17 protein-coding genes and 1 pseudogene are annotated in these 17,314 nt (G+C 73.7%); 7 read left to right on the top strand and 11 right to left on the bottom strand.

Features of this window, described 5'->3' with window-relative positions; all coding sequences use genetic code 11:
* The 7 genes from Q1K26_RS06705 to Q1K26_RS06675 all read right to left on the bottom strand — a co-directional run.
* On the bottom strand, positions 1 to 165 hold a 165-nt coding region (locus Q1K26_RS06705; protein ID WP_300008530.1), incomplete at its 3' end, for a 2Fe-2S iron-sulfur cluster-binding protein.
* Positions 166 to 175: 10 nt separating this feature from the next.
* A complete protein-coding gene (locus tag Q1K26_RS06700) occupies positions 176 to 2,527 on the bottom strand; it encodes a molybdopterin cofactor-binding domain-containing protein (protein WP_300008526.1) in 2,352 nt (783 codons plus the stop codon).
* Between the two features lie 422 nt (positions 2,528 to 2,949).
* Positions 2,950 to 3,639: a haloacid dehalogenase type II gene (locus Q1K26_RS06695; protein WP_300008523.1), complete on the bottom strand. Its 690-nt coding sequence runs from the start codon at positions 3,637 to 3,639 to the stop codon at positions 2,950 to 2,952.
* A 9-nt stretch (positions 3,640 to 3,648) separates the two neighbouring features.
* The gene (locus Q1K26_RS06690; protein ID WP_300008519.1) at positions 3,649 to 4,146 is read right to left on the bottom strand and encodes a hypothetical protein; all 498 of its coding nucleotides are present in this window, start codon (positions 4,144 to 4,146) and stop codon (positions 3,649 to 3,651) included.
* 133 nt (positions 4,147 to 4,279) lie between these two features.
* Complete coding sequence (locus tag Q1K26_RS06685) at positions 4,280 to 4,963, bottom strand: iron-sulfur cluster assembly protein (protein ID WP_300008516.1); 684 nt, start codon at positions 4,961 to 4,963, stop codon at positions 4,280 to 4,282.
* Positions 4,960 to 6,000, bottom strand: a complete 1,041-nt coding sequence (locus Q1K26_RS06680) for an amidohydrolase family protein (RefSeq protein WP_300008514.1) — start codon at positions 5,998 to 6,000, stop codon at positions 4,960 to 4,962. The genes Q1K26_RS06685 and Q1K26_RS06680 overlap by 4 nt, the downstream gene beginning before the upstream one ends.
* Positions 6,001 to 6,031: 31 nt before the next feature.
* On the bottom strand, positions 6,032 to 7,060 hold the full coding sequence (locus tag Q1K26_RS06675) for an NAD(P)-dependent alcohol dehydrogenase (protein WP_300008511.1): 1,029 nt from the start codon (positions 7,058 to 7,060) through the stop codon (positions 6,032 to 6,034).
* 155 nt (positions 7,061 to 7,215) lie between these two features.
* Here Q1K26_RS06675 and Q1K26_RS06670 point away from each other — a divergent pair, with 155 nt between their 5' ends.
* The 5 genes and pseudogenes from Q1K26_RS06670 to Q1K26_RS06655 all read left to right on the top strand — a co-directional run bounded on the left by Q1K26_RS06670 (position 7,216) and on the right by Q1K26_RS06655 (position 10,489).
* Positions 7,216 to 7,668, top strand: coding sequence for a DUF4442 domain-containing protein (locus tag Q1K26_RS06670; protein WP_300008508.1), 453 nt, complete (start codon positions 7,216 to 7,218; stop codon positions 7,666 to 7,668).
* Positions 7,669 to 7,734: 66 nt separating this feature from the next.
* Positions 7,735 to 8,076: a hypothetical protein gene (locus Q1K26_RS06665; RefSeq protein ID WP_300008505.1), complete on the top strand. Its 342-nt coding sequence runs from the start codon at positions 7,735 to 7,737 to the stop codon at positions 8,074 to 8,076.
* A 65-nt stretch (positions 8,077 to 8,141) separates the two neighbouring features.
* Positions 8,142 to 8,273 (top strand): annotated as a pseudogene (locus Q1K26_RS28685) (hypothetical protein); the annotation flags it as partial.
* 162 nt (positions 8,274 to 8,435) lie between these two features.
* On the top strand, positions 8,436 to 9,083 hold the full coding sequence (locus Q1K26_RS06660) for an NAD(P)H-binding protein (protein WP_300008503.1): 648 nt from the start codon (positions 8,436 to 8,438) through the stop codon (positions 9,081 to 9,083).
* Positions 9,080 to 10,489 (top strand): NAD(P)/FAD-dependent oxidoreductase, encoded by a 1,410-nt coding sequence (locus Q1K26_RS06655; protein ID WP_300008501.1) that lies wholly within the window; start codon positions 9,080 to 9,082, stop codon positions 10,487 to 10,489. The genes Q1K26_RS06660 and Q1K26_RS06655 overlap by 4 nt, the downstream gene beginning before the upstream one ends.
* Positions 10,490 to 10,500: 11 nt before the next feature.
* Here the strand turns inward: Q1K26_RS06655 and Q1K26_RS06650 are convergent, their stop codons facing one another.
* Genes Q1K26_RS06650 through Q1K26_RS06635 form a run of 4 tightly spaced genes read right to left on the bottom strand, consistent with a single transcriptional unit; the run spans position 10,501 to position 13,185 of the window.
* Positions 10,501 to 11,475 carry a CopD family protein gene (locus Q1K26_RS06650; protein WP_300008499.1) on the bottom strand — a complete coding sequence of 325 codons (975 nt, stop codon included), beginning with the start codon at positions 11,473 to 11,475 and terminating at the stop codon, positions 10,501 to 10,503.
* Positions 11,476 to 11,479: 4 nt separating this feature from the next.
* Positions 11,480 to 12,118, bottom strand: coding sequence for a copper resistance CopC family protein (locus Q1K26_RS06645; protein ID WP_300008496.1), 639 nt, complete (start codon positions 12,116 to 12,118; stop codon positions 11,480 to 11,482).
* 31 nt (positions 12,119 to 12,149) lie between these two features.
* Complete coding sequence (locus tag Q1K26_RS06640; protein ID WP_300008494.1) at positions 12,150 to 12,671, bottom strand: hypothetical protein; 522 nt, start codon at positions 12,669 to 12,671, stop codon at positions 12,150 to 12,152.
* A 22-nt stretch (positions 12,672 to 12,693) separates the two neighbouring features.
* Positions 12,694 to 13,185 carry a DUF6474 family protein gene (locus tag Q1K26_RS06635; RefSeq protein WP_300008491.1) on the bottom strand — a complete coding sequence of 164 codons (492 nt, stop codon included), beginning with the start codon at positions 13,183 to 13,185 and terminating at the stop codon, positions 12,694 to 12,696.
* A 117-nt stretch (positions 13,186 to 13,302) separates the two neighbouring features.
* Here Q1K26_RS06635 and Q1K26_RS06630 point away from each other — a divergent pair, with 117 nt between their 5' ends.
* Both Q1K26_RS06630 and Q1K26_RS06625 read left to right on the top strand, forming a co-directional pair.
* Positions 13,303 to 14,997 carry a TM0106 family RecB-like putative nuclease gene (locus Q1K26_RS06630; RefSeq protein WP_300008488.1) on the top strand — a complete coding sequence of 565 codons (1,695 nt, stop codon included), beginning with the start codon at positions 13,303 to 13,305 and terminating at the stop codon, positions 14,995 to 14,997.
* Positions 14,998 to 15,507: 510 nt separating this feature from the next.
* Positions 15,508 to 17,208 (top strand): gamma-glutamyltransferase, encoded by a 1,701-nt coding sequence (locus Q1K26_RS06625; RefSeq protein ID WP_300008528.1) that lies wholly within the window; start codon positions 15,508 to 15,510, stop codon positions 17,206 to 17,208.
* Positions 17,209 to 17,314 lie beyond the last annotated feature (106 nt).

Raw genomic sequence — 17,314 nt, 5'->3', positions numbered from 1 at the left:
CTTGCCGTTGATGTGGCTGGTGCAGGCCTTGCAGACGTTGATGCCGCAGCCGTACTTGGGGCCGGTGACCCCGAGGATATCGCGGATCACCCAGAGCAGGCGGACGTTGTCGTCGACGTCGACGGTGACGGACTCACCGTTGAGGTTGAAGGTGTGGGTGGGCATGACTCGCTCCTCAGAAGGTGAACTGCAGGCCGTTGACGGGCGACTGCGGGACGGGCGGCACCGTGGGCTTCGGCTCGTACGGGAACGGGTCCTTGTGGTTGATCGGGAAGTAGTCCGGCGTGCTGCCGGTGGCCCGCCGGTAGGCGTTCGCGACCGCCGCTCCGGTGGAGGCCACGCCGGCCTCGCCGATCCCGCCGGGCTCGGGGAAGCCCGAGTCCACGATGTGGATGTTCATCTCGATCGGGGTGTTCCACTGCCGCGTGTAGAAGTAGTTGTCCCAGCTCGCCTCGACGAAGTAGCCGTCGGTGAGGTGCAGGCTGGAGGTCAGCACGTTGGCGATCGCGTCGTTGATGCCGCCCATCATCTGGGCCTCGACGCCACGCGGGTTGATGACCAGGCCGGGGTCGATGGCGAAGGTCACCTTGGTGACGCGGGGACCGGTGACGCCCTCGCGGATCGGTCGGTCGACCGTCTCCGGCCGGCAGTCGATCTCGACCAGGCACGCGGAGACGCCCTTGTACTCGGTGTGGAACCCGATGCCCTGGGCGGTGCCCGCCGGCATCGACCGGCCCCAGTCGCCCTCCTCCGCGACCTTGTCGAGCACGCCACGCATGCGGTCGTTCTTGAGGAACTCCCTGCGCATCTCGTAGGGGTCCTTGCCCAGCTGCTCCGCGATCTGGTCGACCATCAGCTCGCGGGCGATGGCGACGTCGGGGGAGTAGATGTTGCGCGTCGACTGCGTGTTGAACCGCATGTCGACCTCGTTGAGCAGCCGCGTGTTCACCCCGAAGTTGTAGGGGGTGACCTGCGTCAGCTCGAAGACCGACGCGGAGAACGCGAGGTTGCCCAGCGGCACCTTGATCGCGGCCGCGGTGATCGGCTCGCCCAGGCCCGGGTTGATCTCGGAGGAGACGCTGGTGTGGCGCTGCTCGAAGCCGACGACCTTGTCGCCGCTGATCACGGCCCGGATCCGCGACGTGCACAGCGGGTGCACGCGGCCGACGCGCGAGTCGTCGGCGCGGTGCCACATGAGCTTGACGGGCTTGCCCATCTTCTGCGAGATCTCGGCGGCCTCGAGCGCACCGTCGAAGAACAGCTTGCGACCGAACGAGCCGCCGCCCTGGGTGACGTGGAAGGTGACCGCACCGACCGGGAGGCCGAGGATCTTGGCGATCTCGCCCTGCGCGGCGATCGGGTTCTTCGCCGGGCCCCAGATCTCGGCCCGCCCGTCGCGCACGTCGGCGATGGCGGAGTTGGTCTCCAGGGACGCGCCGCTGCGGAAGTAGAACGTGTGGGCGCTCTCGATGCTGTCGCCGACCACACCGGCCGGGACGACCAGCGGCAGCTCGGCGGCCTTGACGCCGGCCAGCACCGACTCGTCGTTTTCGCCCTCGACCGTGCCCGCGCCCCACCGGGCGCGCAGCTCCTGGATGGCGTCGATGCAGTGGCCGAAGGTCCGCGCACGGACCGCGATGCCGGTGCCGACCACCTCGACGTCGGTGATGCCGGGCATCCGCCGGACCTGGTCGATGTTGTCCACGGACTCGACCGTGCCGTTGAGCGTGGGCGCCCGGCAGACCATGGTCGGCAGCGCGTCGGGGATGTCGAGGTCGGTGACGAACTTCTTCGCGCCGGTCACCATGGCGAGCTGGTCGGGCTTGTTGCGGGCCTTCCCGATGACGGTGAACTCCTCGCGCGGCTTGAGCAGGACCTCCACCTGCTCGGTCACGTCGGCGCTCGCGTCCTCGGCCAGGTCACCGATCGGGATGGCCGCCCCGAGGGTGTCGGTGATGACACCGCGGCGGGTGGTGAGCAGGTTGACCTCCTGCTCGAGCTGGCGCGCCGCGGCGTCGAGCAGCCGGCCGTTGGCGATCGCCGCGGCCACCCGGATCGGCGTGAAGGTGGTGAAGACCGTGCTCGAACCACCGGTGATCTGGTTGAACAGCAGCTCCGGCCGGGCGTCGGCCAGCGTGACCGTCACCTGGTCGGGATCGAGCCCCATCTCCTCGGCGATGACGATCTGGGCGTAGCCGATGATGTCCTGTCCGTTGTCCGAGCGCGGGAGCTCGAACGAGACCGTGCTGTCGCTGTTGACCTGGATGCGGATGAGGTTCGCGGTCGGCCGGGCGGCATCGCGCAGGGCGTCGAGGAGGTCGTAGATCTCCGGGGTCTGCGGCGCCGACACGAGCGGGTCGGCCGCCGCGGTCGGGGCGATCCCCAGTGCGCCGGTGCTCATCTCCGCGGCGACGACCAGCGTGGGCGCGGCGACCACGAAACCGAGGAACTTGCGCCGGCTGACGTCGATGCGGGGAAAGCGGGGGAGATCGGGTTTCGGTGCGGCGGCGGCGCGGTGATCGGCCATCGGCGAGTCCTCTTCCTGGCGGACGACGGGCGGGGCGGTTCGGGACGCGACGCCCCGTGCTGGACCGGGAGGACCTCAGGCGCTGGGGAGCCCGTGGTCGAGGGCCGGCGCTCCGGGCTGGGACCCGGACCGTCGACCGAGCGCCGACGAGGGGGAGCGGGGCATCGTCGTCCTCTCGATCCGTGGGCCGGGCACGGGAGAACCCGGGACACGGCCTGTCGGGAGGACCAACGATCCGTCGCGGCCCTCGGGTACGGGCGGTAGCGGGAACGGTCCGAACCGGACGTGAAATAAGTACGCCAACAGGTGACAACGTGGTTCCATCTCCGTCGATGCGGAGAAATCACGCGGTAATAATCACTTCTTCGGAGTCGGTAGTGTGTTGATCATCACTCGTACGAGTGTGTGACGCAGGGCACGTCTCATGGGCACCCGAGGTGTTCGGCGAGTGCGACCAGCGAGTCGACGGACAGGTCCGCGGCCGGATCGGTCACCGGTGGGGATCCGGCGGGGCCCTTCTCGTCCGGACGGTGCACGTAGGCGGTCCGCAGCCCGCAGGCTCGGGCGGCGGCGAGGTCGTCGACGTGGGCGGCCACCATCAGCACGTCGTCCGGCGCGGCCCCGAGCAGCGTGGCCGCACCGGTGTAGACCTCGGCGTCGGGCTTGTAGTGGCCGAACAGCTCGGCGGAGAGCACGGTGTCCCAGGGCAGCCCGGCGCGGCGGGCCATGTCGACGAGCAGCGAGACGTTGCCGTTGGACAGCGTCGCGATCACGAACCGCTCCCGCAGCCGGGCGAGTCCGGCCACCGAGTCCGGCCACGGGTCGAGGCGGTGCCAGGCCAGCACGAGCTCGCGACGGGTGCCCTCGTCGGTGCCCGGGCGTCCGAACTCCACCAGCAGGCCGTCGAGGGACTCCCGGTGCAGCGTGTCGAGCGATGCCCACGGCCGCTCCCCGCGGCGCACCCGGTCCATCGAGGGCGTGTAGCGCCCGCGCCAGGCGTCGGCGAACGCCGCGGCGTCGACATCGGGCCCGAGCAGCCGCGCGACGTCGCGCGCCACGCCGGAGCGCCAGTCCACCACGGTGCCGAACACGTCGAACACGAGCGCCTTCACGGGCGCACCCTACGACGCGCGACGGGCCGGGGCGGGGTCGAGCCCGAGCTGGGCCAGCAGCGTGGAGTGGTCCCACAGCGTGCGGTGCGAGGAGATCAACGACTCGGTGACCGCCGCGCGGGTGCGATGCCGGAAGCTGACGACGGAGATCGCGAGCACCTCGACGCGGCGGTGGGTGGGGCCGGCGCCGGGCAGCAGCCACGGCAGCTCCCGGTCGTGGGTGAACTCGACGATCCGCTCGTCGACGAGCCTGCGGATGTCGGCGGTGCGCGAGACCCGGCGGAAGGTCAGGTCCGCGGGCAGGTGGGGCAGCAGGTCCTCGGCGAGGTGGTGACGCAGGGCCTCACCGGATCGCGGCCCGGCGGACACCGGCACGTCCTCCACGGTGCCGTCCTCGGCGAGCGCCGCGAGGGTCGCGTCCACGTCCCGCGCGGCGTACAGCGACTCGTGGAAGGTGTCCGTCAGCTGCTGCATCGCCCAGATGAGCTGCTGCATCGCCACCGTCATGTGCGCTCGTCCCCCCTCGGGCGATCCGGGTCGGGTTCGATGGTCGCACGCACCGCACCCCCGGGCAGGGCGGCACGGACGACGACACCCCGGCCCCGGGGCGGACCCGGGACCGGGGTGTCAGGCGGGGGCGCTACGGCGCGCCGACCGCCATCTTCGTCTTCATGATCTCCCTGCAGATGTGTCCGTTGGTCTCGATGCCGACCCGGCGCAGCCGGGCCCGGCGCAGGTGCAGCGGCACCTGTTCCGTGGTGACCCGGCTCCCGTCGGGATGCATGAGCAACGGTGCGTCGTCGCCGTGCGGCAGACCCAGCTGGCGCCGCCGGTCACGCAGCCGGTCGAGGTCCACCGACGGTGGCACCTCGCCCAGCGTCATGACGGCGAGCTCGTCCGGGTGCGCCCCGTCGTCGACCAACGGCTGGGCGACCCGGTCCTGCCCGGCGGTCGCGGCCTTCGAGAGGAACTCCGTGCGCAGCTCGTCGAGCTCCGCGGTGGCCTCCCCCTCGAACGCCTTGACGAACCCGGCCTGGGCGGCGACGCCCTTGTTGATCGCGTCGGCGGTCTGGTTCTCCTGCAGTGTCACCACCGCGTGCCGCACCCCGTCGACCTGCATGACCGCGTCGTAGGCGTCGGCGACCATGAGGAAGGCGAAGTTCGGCGCGCAGAAGAACGTCGGGAGCTGCAGCACCACGGAGGCGACCCCGTCGTCGGAGACGGTGTAGGACTCGACGAACCCGCAGTCCGTGATGGGCTCATCGAGCTCCGGGTCCATCACCGTCCCCAGCGCCTCCCAGACGCCGGCGACGGTGCCGGTCATGCGTCGACCAGCTGCTCACCCGGCTGGGCCGGGTCGTCGGTCGGCAGCTGCAGGCCCTCGGGCACCGGGATGTCGTAGAGCCGCGCGGCGTTGAGGCCGAGGATCTTCTTGCGCGACGCCGTGGTCATCCGCGGGTAGTCGGAGAACGCCGGGTCGTCGGGCATCTGCCAGTCGACCAGGCCCTCGACCTGCCACTTGGGCGTCCAGATGTTGTAGTCACCACCGAAGGTCATGCGGTCCTCGCCGACCCAGAACAGCAGCTCGCCCATCACCTTGGCGAAGAACTTCGGGCGGGCGTGCATCAGGCCACCGACGACGACGGACAGGCCGGCGTAGACGTTGGGCTCCTGCACGGCCATGAAGCAGAAGTCGTCGATGCGCGGGATGGCCGCGTGCTCGATGATGAAGTTCAGGCCCTGGTGGTCGGTGGCGCACTGGTCGACGTCGTCGGCCGAGAACGCGTCCTTGTTCAGCGGCCAGATCGTCGGGCCCTTGTGGGCGTGGATGTTCTTGATGCCCAGCTCCTGCGCGGCCTGCAGGAAGTCGTAGGTGGCCGGGTCCGTGAGCCGGTAGCCGCGGGAGTCGCCGTTCCACTCCGCGGTGTAGAGCTTCACGCCCTTGAGGTTGTACTTCTTCGCGTCGGCCTCGAGCTGCTTGAGTCCCGCGTCACCGTCACGGGGGTCGAAGCGCCCGTTGACGATGACCTTGTCACCGAGCTCCTCGAGCATCGCCGCGTTCTGGTCGACGGTGTTGAAGCCGTTGGTGTACCACTCCTTGAGGTACGTCGACTGGAAGATCGCGACGTCGACGTGCCCCTCCTCGAACATGTCCCGCTTGAAGTCCTCCGGCGTGACCTTGAGGTACTTCTCGTAGTCCCAGTGGGTCTCCGGCGGGGCGAGCTGGTGGTAGCCGTAGAAGCAGTCGATCCAGCCCTTCGCGAACTCCTCGCGACCCTCGCGCCAGTTCTCGCGGCTCGCGTCCCAGAAGTGGCTGTGGGAATCGACTACGAAGTACTTCTCGCCGTCTTTCTCGTACATGTGGTGGGAACCTCTCTGCGTCAGTACTTACTTACGGAACCAGGATCGCGCGGCCGCGGACCCGGCCGGCGTCGAGATCGTGGAGGGCGTCGAGCGCCGCATCCAGGGGGTACTGCTTGGTGTGCAGCGTGACCTTGCCCGCCTGGGCCAGGACCATCAGCTCGGAGAGGTCGGCGTAGGTGCCGACGATGTTGCCGATGACGTTCTTCTCGCCGCCGACGAAGTCCAGCGTCGGGGCCTTGAACTCGCCGCCGTAGCCGAGGATGTACTGCGAGCCGGCCGGAGCGGTCATCTGCCAGGCGTCGAGCTCGGCGCCCTGCTCGGCGACGAAGTCGAAGACGACGTCCCCGCCCCGCCCCTCGGTCAGGTCCTGGACGGCCTGCACGTGGTTGCCGTCGGAGAGGACGGTCTCGTCCGCGCCGATCTGCTTGGCCAGCGCCAGCGCGTCGGGGTTGCGGTCGACCACGATGATCCGCGTCCCGGTGATCGCGGCGAGCGTCTGGATCGCGATGTGGCCGAGCCCTCCGGCGCCCTGCACGACCGCGGTGGTGCCGGGGTAGAGGTTCGGCACCGCCTTGCGCACCGCGTGGTAGGCGGTGATGCCGGCGTCGGCCAGCGCGGCGACGTCGGCCGGGTTGGTGTCGGGGTTGAGCTTGATGCAGGCCCGCGCGGTGGTGCGCAGGTACTCGGCCATGCCGCCGTCGTTGTTCGACAGCCCCGGGAAGAAGGCGGCCTCACACTGCATGTCGCGGCCCCGCCGGCAGGCCAGGCACAGGCCGCAGGACGGCTGCGGGTGCAGGATCACGGTGTCGCCGACGGCGACGTTGGTGACGCCGGCACCGATCTCGTGGACCCACCCGGCGTTCTCGTGCCCGATCACGTAGGGGAGCTCGGGAGCCATCGCATCGGCCCAGTCGCCGTCGATGATGTGCAGGTCGGTGCGGCAGACGCCGGCGCCGCCCACCTTGATGATCACATCGAGCGGACCCTGGATCGTGGGCTCTGGAATGTCGTCGATCGTGGGATCGGCGTGGTACGCGTGTACCCGAACGGCCTTCACAGGCGAACCTCCTCGGACGTCGCTGTCTACCTCACGATCTCAGTGCGAGGTGCTGCCGCTCACAACCCACCCTATTCCGCATGTCGATAGAACAGACATATCGGGCAACGGGACGGCGGCGGGGTGCGCTGCCTACTCACGAGTAATATCGATGCATGACGACGGACACCAGCTGGGTCGGCGCGGCCATGGCACAGACCGTGCCGTGGGTGCGGACGGTCGGGATCACGTTCGGCGAGACCACGCCGCAGCGCGCGGTCGCCCACCTCCCCGACGACGCCCGGGCGCACAACCACGTGGGCGGTCCGCACGCGGCGATGATCTTCGGGTTGGGCGAGACGGCGTCCGGTGCCGTCGGCCTCGCGGCGTTCGGCACCGTGCTGGAGCGGGCCACACCGCTCGTCGTCCGCTCCGACATCGCCTACTCACGGCTGGCGAAGGGCCCGCTCACGGCGGTCGCGGTGCTCGACCGGCCGGCCGCGGACGTGCTGGCGGAACTGGACGCAGGCACCCGCCCGGAGTTCACGGTCTCGGTCACGATCACCGACGCCGAGGACCGCGAGACCACCCGCATGACGGTCGTCTGGACCCTGCGGCCGAACCGCTGAGTCCTGGACCCAGGTCCATTTCCGGAATCGCCGCCGGCGCCGGACCGCGCGTGGGAGGATCCACGAATGGCCGGTGACGACGACCTCGAGCGCAGGGTGCGCAAGCTGGCCGTGGAGCACGCGGAGACCCGGTGGCTGGCCCTGCGTCTCGATGACGACGTCAAGGAGGTCCGCGAGGAGCTACGGGCGATCCGGGGCACGTTGGCCGAGCACACCGCCCGGTTCGACTCGGTCGAGGGCACGTTGGCCGAGCACGGTGCCCGGTTCGATTCGGTCGAGGGCACGTTGGCCGAGCACGGTGCCCGGTTCGACTCCGTGGGCGACCAGCTCCGGTCGCTCACCCAGCTGGTCGGCCAGGTGCTCGACCGGCTCCCGGACGGGTCCACCCCGCCGGATGACGGCGGCTGACCGGACGGGCGCAGTCGACACCCGTGCCCTGGGCCTGAACCGATCCAGCTCGCGGTGGCCGGGCGGTGTGCGTGTCCGGCTCGTCCGCGTCGTCAGCCGGCGAGGTCGATGCAGGGAACACGTTCCTGACCGGCCCTGCCGGCAACGACCTGGTCTACGCGCTGGCCGGGAACGACGTGGTCAATGGCGGTGGTGGCGCGACGACGATCTCGGTCGGAGGACGTGGGGTGACGGCACCACGGAGTCTGGCGAGCACCGCGGGGTGTCGGTCAGCGAACCGCACGTTCGGTCGCTGTCGCAGGTCGGCTCGACCGGCGCCGAACCGGCGGGCCGACCGGGTCGGGACTAGCGTCGTGTCCGTGCATGTGGTCATCGCAGGAGGACACGGGAAGATCGGGCTGCGGCTCGCCGCGCTGCTGGCCGGTCGGGGGGACACGGTGGTCGGCGTGGTGCGCAACCCCGACCACCGGGCCGATCTGGAGACGGCCGGGGCGAGTGCGACCGTGCTCGACCTGGAGGCGGCTTCGGTCGACGAGCTGGCCGCGCAGCTCAGGGGCGCCGACGCGGTGGTGTTCGCGGCCGGTGCGGGTCCGGGCAGCGGCGTCGACCGCAAGGACTCCGTCGACCGGGCCGCGGCCGTGCTGCTCGCCGACGCTGCGGCGCAGGCCGGGGTGGCGCGCTACCTGCTGGTGTCCTCGACCGGCGTGGACGCCGCTCCCGCCCCCGGCACCGACGAGGTGTGGGCGGCCTACCTGTGGGCGAAGAAGGCCGCCGAGGACGCCGTCCGCGGCACCGACCTCGACTGGACGATCCTGCGCCCGGGACGGCTCACCGACGATCCGGGTACCGGGAAGGTGCTGCTCGCGCCGCCGCCGGTGCAGCGGGGTGAGGTGACCCGCGACGACACCGCGGCCGTCCTCGCCGCGCTGCTCGACGCGCCCGGCACCGTGGGGAAGGTCCTCGAGCTGCGCAGCGGTGACACGCCGATCGCGGAGGCGGTCCGGTGAGCGCCTCCACCGGAGGCGGCGGCCGCGAGTTCGACGTCGTCGTCATCGGCGGCGGGGCGGTCGGGGAGAACGCCGCCGACTACGCCGTCCGGTCCGGTCTGTCGGCCGCGATCGTGGAGTCCGAGCTGCTCGGCGGCGAGTGCTCCTACTGGGCGTGCATGCCGTCCAAGGCCCTGCTCCGGACCGGGCACGCCGCCGCGGCGCTGCGCCGCCTGCCCGGCACCACCGCGGAGTACGACCCGGCGGCGGTGCTCGCCCGCCGCGACACCTTCGCCCACGACTGGGACGACGCGAGCCAGGTGAGCTGGGCCGAGGACGCGGGGATCACGGTGCTGCGCGGGCACGCGCGGATCACCGGCGAGCGGACCGTCGCCCTCGGGGACGAGACGCTCACCGCGCGGCACGCCGTCGTCGTCTGCACCGGCAGCGTCGCGGTGACCCCTCCGGTGCCCGGGCTCGACACCGTGCGGCACTGGACCTCCCGCGAGGCCACCTCGGCGCGGGAGATCCCGCCGCGCCTGGGCGTGCTCGGTGGTGGGGTCGTCGGCTGCGAGCTGGCGCAGGCGTTCGGGCGGCTCGGGTCGAAGGTGGTGCTCGTCCAGCAGGCTCAGGTGCTGCTCGAGTCGATGGAACCGTTCGCGGGCGAACGGGTCGACGCGGCGCTGCGCGCGGAGGGTGTGGACGTGCGACTGGGCTCCTCGCTCGACTCCGTCGCGGGGTCCGGTGGGGCGATCGTGCTGTCCGTGGGCGGCGAGGAGATCACCGTCGACGAGCTGCTCGTCGCCACCGGGCGCCGGCCGAACACCGCGGACGTCGGCGTCGAGACCGTCGGGCTGGAGGCCGGGAAGCCGCTCGTCGCGGACGACTCGGGCCTCGTCGAGGGCGTCGACGGACACTGGCTCTACGCCGCGGGCGACGTCACCGGCCGCGCGCCGCTGACCCACCAGGGCAAGTACGCGGCCCGGATCGCCGGGGCGGCGATCGCCGCCCGCGCCGCGGGCTCACAGGTGGACGACATCCCCTGGAGCGAGTTCACCGCCACGGCCGACCACGTCGCGGTGCCCCAGGTGGTGTTCACCGATCCCGAGGTGGCGTTCGTCGGGAAGACCGAGGTGCAGGCCCGCGAGGCCGGGCTCGACGTCCGGGTGGTCGACATCCCGATCGCGGTCGGGGGTTCCGCGCTGCAGGCCGACGGCTACGACGGCGCGGCCCGGATCGTCGTCGATGAGACGCGCGGGGTGCTGCTCGGCGTCACGTTCGTGGGGCAGGACGTGGCCGAGCTGATCCACGCGGCGACCGTCGCGATCGTGGGTGAGGTGCCGATGCACCGGCTGTGGCACGCCGTGCCGGCCTACCCGACGATGAGCGAGGTGTGGCTGCGGCTGCTGGAGGCCTACCGGAGCTGACCCCGCACGACCTACGGCGCGGCCTGGGTCAGGGCGGCGGCCAGGCCGAGCGTCACCGCCATGAGGCCGACCTCGAGGCCGGCCCAGCGCAGCACCGGGGTGCGGCCCGTCGACAGCCGGCGGCGGGCCAGAGCACCGAGTCCGGCCAGCGCGACCAGCACCGCCGCCTTGGCCACGACCAGCAGGCCGTATCCGGTGGTGAGCAGGGCGTCCCAGCCCTCCATCCGCACCTGGGCGCCGAGGACGCCGGTCACGGCGACCGTCACGATGCAGTACCCGGCGAGGGTCGAGTACCGGGGCAGCGCCGCCGCGAGCAGCATCCGTCGCCGGGCGACGAGCACGATCAGCGCACCCAGCCCGCCCACCCACAGCGCCGCCGCTCCCGCGTGCAGGGCGGCGCTGACGACGGCGAGCTGGTGGTCCGGCGCCGATCCCGCGTGGCCGGTGACGGTCGGGGTCACCACCCCGAGCAGGGCCGCCACCAGGGGGATCCGCACCGGGACGCGGTCCGCGTCGCGCAGCCGCACGGCCGCGCAGCCGAGCACGCCTGCCGCGCACCCGGCGGTCAGCAGCAGCCCGCGGCCCGCGGCCAGCTGGGTGGACCAGGCCAGTGCCTCGGGGACGCCGAGCCCGGTCAGCGGGCGGCCGAAGGCGTCGGCCGAGCGGAACATGATCCCGAGGAGCAGCAGCACGATCCAGGCACCGCCCAGTGCGAGCAGCGCCCGGTCCACGACGCCGCGGACGCGGACGAGCTCGTGGCGCGTCGACCCGGTTCCGGAGCCCGGCAGCAGCACCGCCACCAGCGCGATACCCACGCAGGCGACGCCGGCCACGTCGGCGCCCGCGCGGGTCACGGCCACCCCGACGACGACCGGCAGCGCGGACGCGGCGGTGCCGGCGAGCAGGCTCGCCGCCACCGCCGTCCCGGCCGCCAGCAGCCCCCACGTCACCGGCCGCAGGCGTTCGCTCGCGGCCGGGGGGGTCATCGGGTCAGCCGCGGCCGAGCCGCATGGCCGCCCCGACGCCACCGCCGACCAGCACGACCGCGCCGACGACCCACGGCCAGACCGGGGCGCCGCCCTCGTCCTCCGGGACCGGGGCCGCGGCCGGCTGCTCGGCAGGCGCCGGTGTGGCCGGCGCCGTGGACGCGGGGGGTGTCGTCGCCGCGACGGCGCCCGGACCGGGCGCCGTCAGGGTGAACGCGACGCTGCCCGTCACCGGGTGCCCGTCCTGGGAGATGACGCGGTAGCCGATCTCGTAGCGGCCGGCCGGTCCGAGCGGGGACACTGCGATGCTGACGACGCCGCCGTCCGCGAGGACCTCGCCGCTCTGGTAGGCCGTGCCGTCCGGACCGATCAGCGTGAGCGTCGAGAACTGCGGCTGCATCGCCTCGTTGAACTCCAGTGACACGCTCGTCGGCGCGGTGTCGAGGCTGGCACCGTCGGCCGGGTCGCTGCCGATCAGCTGGGTGTGCGCCGCGGCGGTCCCGACCCCGATCAGCAGCGCCACGCCGCAGAGCAGGGTGATCGCGGTGGCGCGCAGGAGGCGGCTGCGGGTGCGCAGGATCGGATCACCTGCGACATGGGTGGGGGCGGCGCGCACGGCGTGCCGCCCGATGGGGGATGACATGGGTTCTCCGGTAGGACGAGGGTGGGTGGGGTCAGGCCCACGCCGGGGGACCTCGCCGTACGCGTGCCGCGGCCAGTGCCCCGGCCAGCCGCCGCCCGGCGGCGCCTGCCGCGGGCACCGGGGCCGGGAGCGGCCGTTCGGCCGGTCGGGACGCGGGCCGCCGGGGCAGCGCGCGGCGCAGGGCCGATCCGACGACCGCGATCGCGGCGTCGGCGTACCGCACCGCCACCGCGACGACGACGGTGGCCGCGGCGTGCGTCGCGAGCATCGCCGCGGGGCCCAGCAGCGCCGGTTCCGCATGGTGCGCGGGATGCAGCAACACCATCAGGTGGTGCAGCGCGAGCTGCCCGCCGGCCAGCACGGCGACGACGCCGAGCGGCCCGGAGGCCCGGTCGGCGAGGGCCACGAACACCGCGCCGAGCAGCGGCAGCAGCAGGACAAGCAGGGCGAGGTCGGGCAGCGTCCCGCCGCCCGCGGCGTGGCCCGCCGCGGTCAGCAGCGCGCTGAGCAGCGCGAGCGCGCATCCGCGCAGGCCCGCTCCGCCGTCGGTCACACCGGAACGGTAACCCTCCTCGTCAGGTGGTTGCGACGCCGAGGTGCGTGAGCAGCTCCACCTCGATCACGTCGAGCTGGCCGCCGATCGCGCGGTAGGCCGTGCGGCGTCGGGCGGTGGGCATCTGCTCGGCGGCCCGCACGGCCACCGCGAGGTCGGCCAGCCGCGGGCGGGTGTCCTCGGCGAACCGGCGGGCCGCACCGGTCGCCGGGGAGCCCTCCTCCAGCTCGGTGAGGGCCTCGGCCATCCGGGACAGCCGGGCGTGCAGCGCGCCGCCGGGGCCCGCGTAGGCGCCGAGCCGCTCGGGATCCACACCCAGCCGGGCGGCCCGGTGCTGGTCCCACGCCCCGCGGATCGCGCCGGCGGCGGCCAGCGCGTAGGGCGCCAGCAGCGGCGCGACCGCCGTGCCGACGCCGATCATCCGCTTCGCCTGCTTGCCCGTCAGCGGCTTGCGCGCCGTCACACCGGCATCGGTGATCGCCGCAGCGGTACCCGACCGTCGCCGCAGAGCCATGTCGTGTCCTCCTCCACCTGCGGTGCGCCGCCCGACCGCCTCTGCGCGCAGCCTAGAGGTGATCAGCCCGACCGGCAGGCGCGGAGGATGTCGGACCCGCTCATTACCCTCGGCGGTATGACGGCCACCGTGCACCATCCCGAGACCCCGCCGGGCCGGTCCGTCCCCGTGCCGCTCGACGCCGCCGCGCTCACCCGCTGCCGCCGTCGCGTCCATCTCGATCACGATCCGGCCGCGGTCTCGTTGCCGCGGGCGTTGCCCGATCCGTCGCTGGAGCAGCGTCGCGCCGACGCCCTCACCCACCGGGAGGAACTGGGAGCACTGCTCGCCGCCGCCCTGGCCGAGGGCTGGCGCACCGTCGGGCCGGGGCCGACCCCGGTGCGGGCCGCGGCCACCGCGGCGGCCGTGGCCGAGGCCGCGCCGTTCGTCTGGGGCGGGGTACTGCCTGCCGACGCGGGGCGCCGCGGCGGTGCCGAGCTGCTGGTGCGGCTGCCCGGCGGCGGGTACGTGCCGGTGATCGTCGTGCGGCACCGGATCACCGATCCCGGCACCGGAGCGGTCACGTCGCCGCTGCTGCGGCCCTGGCCCGGCGCGGCCGGCCCGGACGACACCCGGCGGGTCCGTTCCCAGCCGCGCGACCTCATGCGCCTGGCGCACCTGCACCGCCTGCTGCGCTCCGCGGGCTGGGCCCCCCCGGACGGCGCCCGCCACGCCCACGTCGGCGGCGTCATCGGCCTCGACGCCGACGCCGTGCTCTGGCACGACCTGCGCGCCGGGCACTGGCCGGGCGGCCGCTCCACCCTCGCCGAGTACGACGCCCGGTTCGCCGACCGCTCGGCCGTCGCGCTCGCGGCGCGCACCGGCGCCCCCGCGCTGGCCGAGCCCTCGCGCGTCACCGAGTGCCGGCGTTGCCCCTGGTGGCCGGTGTGCGAGTCCGAGCTGGCCGGGGCCGACGACATCAGCCTCGTCGTCCGGGGGGAGGCGGCCGTGGCGCTGCGCGAGGTCGGCGTGCCCACCGTCGCCGCGCTCGCCGCGCTCGATCCCGGCGGGGAGCCGCCGGTCGCGCTGCTCACCCAGCCCTTCGCCGACGTGGTGGCCCTCGCCCGTGCCTGGCGGCGCGATCTCCCGGTGGTGCGCCGGGTGCCGCGGGTGCCGGTGCCACGTGCCGATGTCGAGGTCGACATCGACATGGAGAGCTTCGGGGAGTCCGGCGCCTACCTGTGGGGGGTCCTGATCGGCTACCCGGGAGGGGAGCGGCCCGGCGACGAACCGGCCGGGTACCGCGCCTTCGCCACGTGGGAACCGGTGCCCACACCCGACGAGGCCCGCTCGTTCGCCGAGTTCTGGGGCTGGCTGTCCGCCACCCGCGCCCGCGCCGCCGCCACGGGCCGCACGTTCGCCGCGTACTGCTACAACGAGCAGGCTGAGAACCGCTGGCTGCTGGGATCGGCACAGCGCTTCGCCGGGATGCCGGGCATCCCGGCGCAGTCGGAGGTGGAGGCGTTCATCGCCGAGCCGCTGTGGGTCGACCTGTTCGCGGTCGTGAACGACTGGTTCCTCTGTGCCCACGGCAAGGGGCTCAAGCGCATCGCCCCCGCCGCCGGCTTCGCCTGGCGCGACGCGGAGGCCGGTGGGGAGAACTCCATGCGCTGGTACCGCGACGCCGTCGGCATGGACGGCGCCCCTCCCGACCTCGCGCAGCGCCGCAGGCTGCTGGAGTACAACGCCGACGACGTCGCGGCCACCCGCGCGGTGCGCGAGTGGATGACCTCGCGCGCGGTCGAGCAGCTCCCGCTGGCCGCCGATCTCTGACACGGCGGCGCCGGGGCTTCACGCCGCCGTGGGCCGCCGTGGGCCGCCGGCGTCCGCCGCGGCACCGGCATCGGCCCTCGCGGCGCACTCGGCACCGGTCTCGCCGCGGCACCGCGCCGGCACCGGCCCTCCCCGCGGCACCGGCACCGGTCTTCGCCGCGGCACCGGCATCGGCCCTTGCGGCGGAACAGGTCCGCGCGGCGGCACCGGGTTGGCCGCCGAGATCATCGTTTCGGAACGCGCAGCCGTCCGATGGACGCCTCCCGGTACCGATTCGCCGATCATGCCGATGCGCACCCGCCCGGGCCCCGCGCGACGACGGCCGGGCCGCCCGCGGCGGCTCGCCCGGCGGCGTCTGCCCGCGGAGGACCGGCGAGCGGTGCGCGGCGCTCACCGGATGCGGGGCCGGGGCGAGGCCGTGAGGATGACGTGGTGGCACCGACGAAGCACGAGCAGCGAGGGCCGGCCGGGGCCGCCTCCAGCACGCACTACCTCGGCACGTCCACGGCGATGGCCGTGCTCGCCCGCGGCGGCAACGCGTTCGATGCGGCCGTGGCGGCCGGGTTCGTGCTGCAGGTCGTCGAGCCGCACCTGTGCGGGCCCGGCGGGGAGGTCCCGGCGGTGTTCGTCACCGCATCCGACCCGGTGCCCCGGGTGCTGTGCGGGCAGGGGGTGGCCCCGGCCGCGGCCACCGTCGAGCGCATCCGCGACGGCTACGGCCTGCCGATCGTGCCCGGCACCGGGTTGCTGGCCGCCACGGTGCCCGGCGCGTGGGACGGCTGGCTCACGCTGCTGCGCGATCACGGCACGTCGACCCTCGACCAGGCCCTGGCCCCCGCACTGGGGTACGCGGCGGGCGGGTTCCCGCTGGTCCCGCGCATCCCCCCGACGATCGGGGCCGTCGCCGAGCACTTCCGCACCCACTGGCCCAGCTCGGCGCGGACCTGGCTGCGGGGTGACGCCGTTCCCACCCGAACGCACCGGCTGCCCGCGCTCGCCGCCACCTGGCAGCGGCTGCTGGCCGCGGGCAGCGGCGGCCGGGAGGCGCGCATCGACGCCGCCCGTGACGCCTGGTACCGCGGGTTCGTCGCCGAGGAGATCGCCGCCTTCTGCGCGACGCCCGTGCGCGACGAGTCCGGTCACGACCACCCCGGCCTGCTCACGGCCGACGACCTCGCCGGCTGGTCGGCGACCTACGAGGACGCGCTCACCGTCGACGTCGGGGACGGGTGGTCGGTGGCCAAACCGGGCGCGTGGTCGCAGGGTCCGGTGCTGGCACAGCTGCTGCAGCTGATGCGCGGCGGCGAGGTGCGCTTCACCGACGGCGTCGCGACCGCGGGCACGGTGCACCACGCCGTCGAGGCCGCGAAGCTGGCGTTCGCCGACCGTGAGGCCTGGTACGGCGACAGCGCCCCGGTCCCGCTCGACGCACTCGTCTCGCCGTCCTACGCCGCCGCTCGCCGCGCCCTGATCGGCGCCGACGCCTCCCTCGAACTGCGTCCCGGCGCGCCGGACGGGCGGGCACCGCGGCTGGCCGGCCGTGCGGCCACGCCCGGTGCGCGACGCGGCGACGGGGTCAGCGCGCCCGGGCTGGGCGAACCCACGGTCAGCCGCAGCGGCGCGGTCCGCGGCGACACGGTGCACATCGACGTCGTCGACGCCGCGGGCAACATGGTGTCGGCGACTCCGTCGGGGGGCTGGCTGCAGTCGTCGCCGACGATCCCGGCGCTCGGGTTCTGCCTGGGCACCCGGGCGCAGATGTTCTGGCTCGAGCACGACCTGCCGTCGTCGCTGGCGCCGGGGCGCCGTCCCCGCACGACGCTGAGCCCGTCGCTGGGGCTGCGCGACGGCGAGCCGCGGATCGCGTTCGGCACCCCCGGTGGCGACCAGCAGGACCAGTGGCAGCTCTGCTTCTGGCTCGCCCACACCGCGGGCGGGCTGGACCTGCAGGCCGCGATCGACGCCCCGGCCTGGCACTCCACCGCCTTCCCGTCGTCGTTCGCGCCGCGCGGGTGGGATCCCGGCGGGGTGGTCGTCGAGTCGCGCCTGGGCGCCGCGACCCTGGACGAGCTGCGCCGCCGCGGCCACTTCGTCGTGGACGCCGGGCCGTGGGCCCTGGGCCGGATGTGCGCGGTCGGCCGTGGCGAGGGCCCCCTCCTGCGCGCCGCCGCCGACACCCGCAGCGGGGTCGGCGCCGCCGCCGCCTTCTGACCCCGACTCGCGCGCACGCAGGCCCCGACTCGCGCGCACGCAGGCCCCGACTCGCGCGCACGCAGGCCCCGACTCGCGCGCACGCAGGCCCCGACTCGCGCGCACG

It is taken from the genome of Pseudonocardia sp., assembly GCF_029263155.1.
Taxonomy (GTDB): Bacteria; Actinomycetota; Actinomycetes; order Mycobacteriales; family Pseudonocardiaceae; genus Pseudonocardia.
Note: the sequence above shows the minus strand (reverse complement) of the source record. Positions and strands in the feature narration are given on the sequence as shown.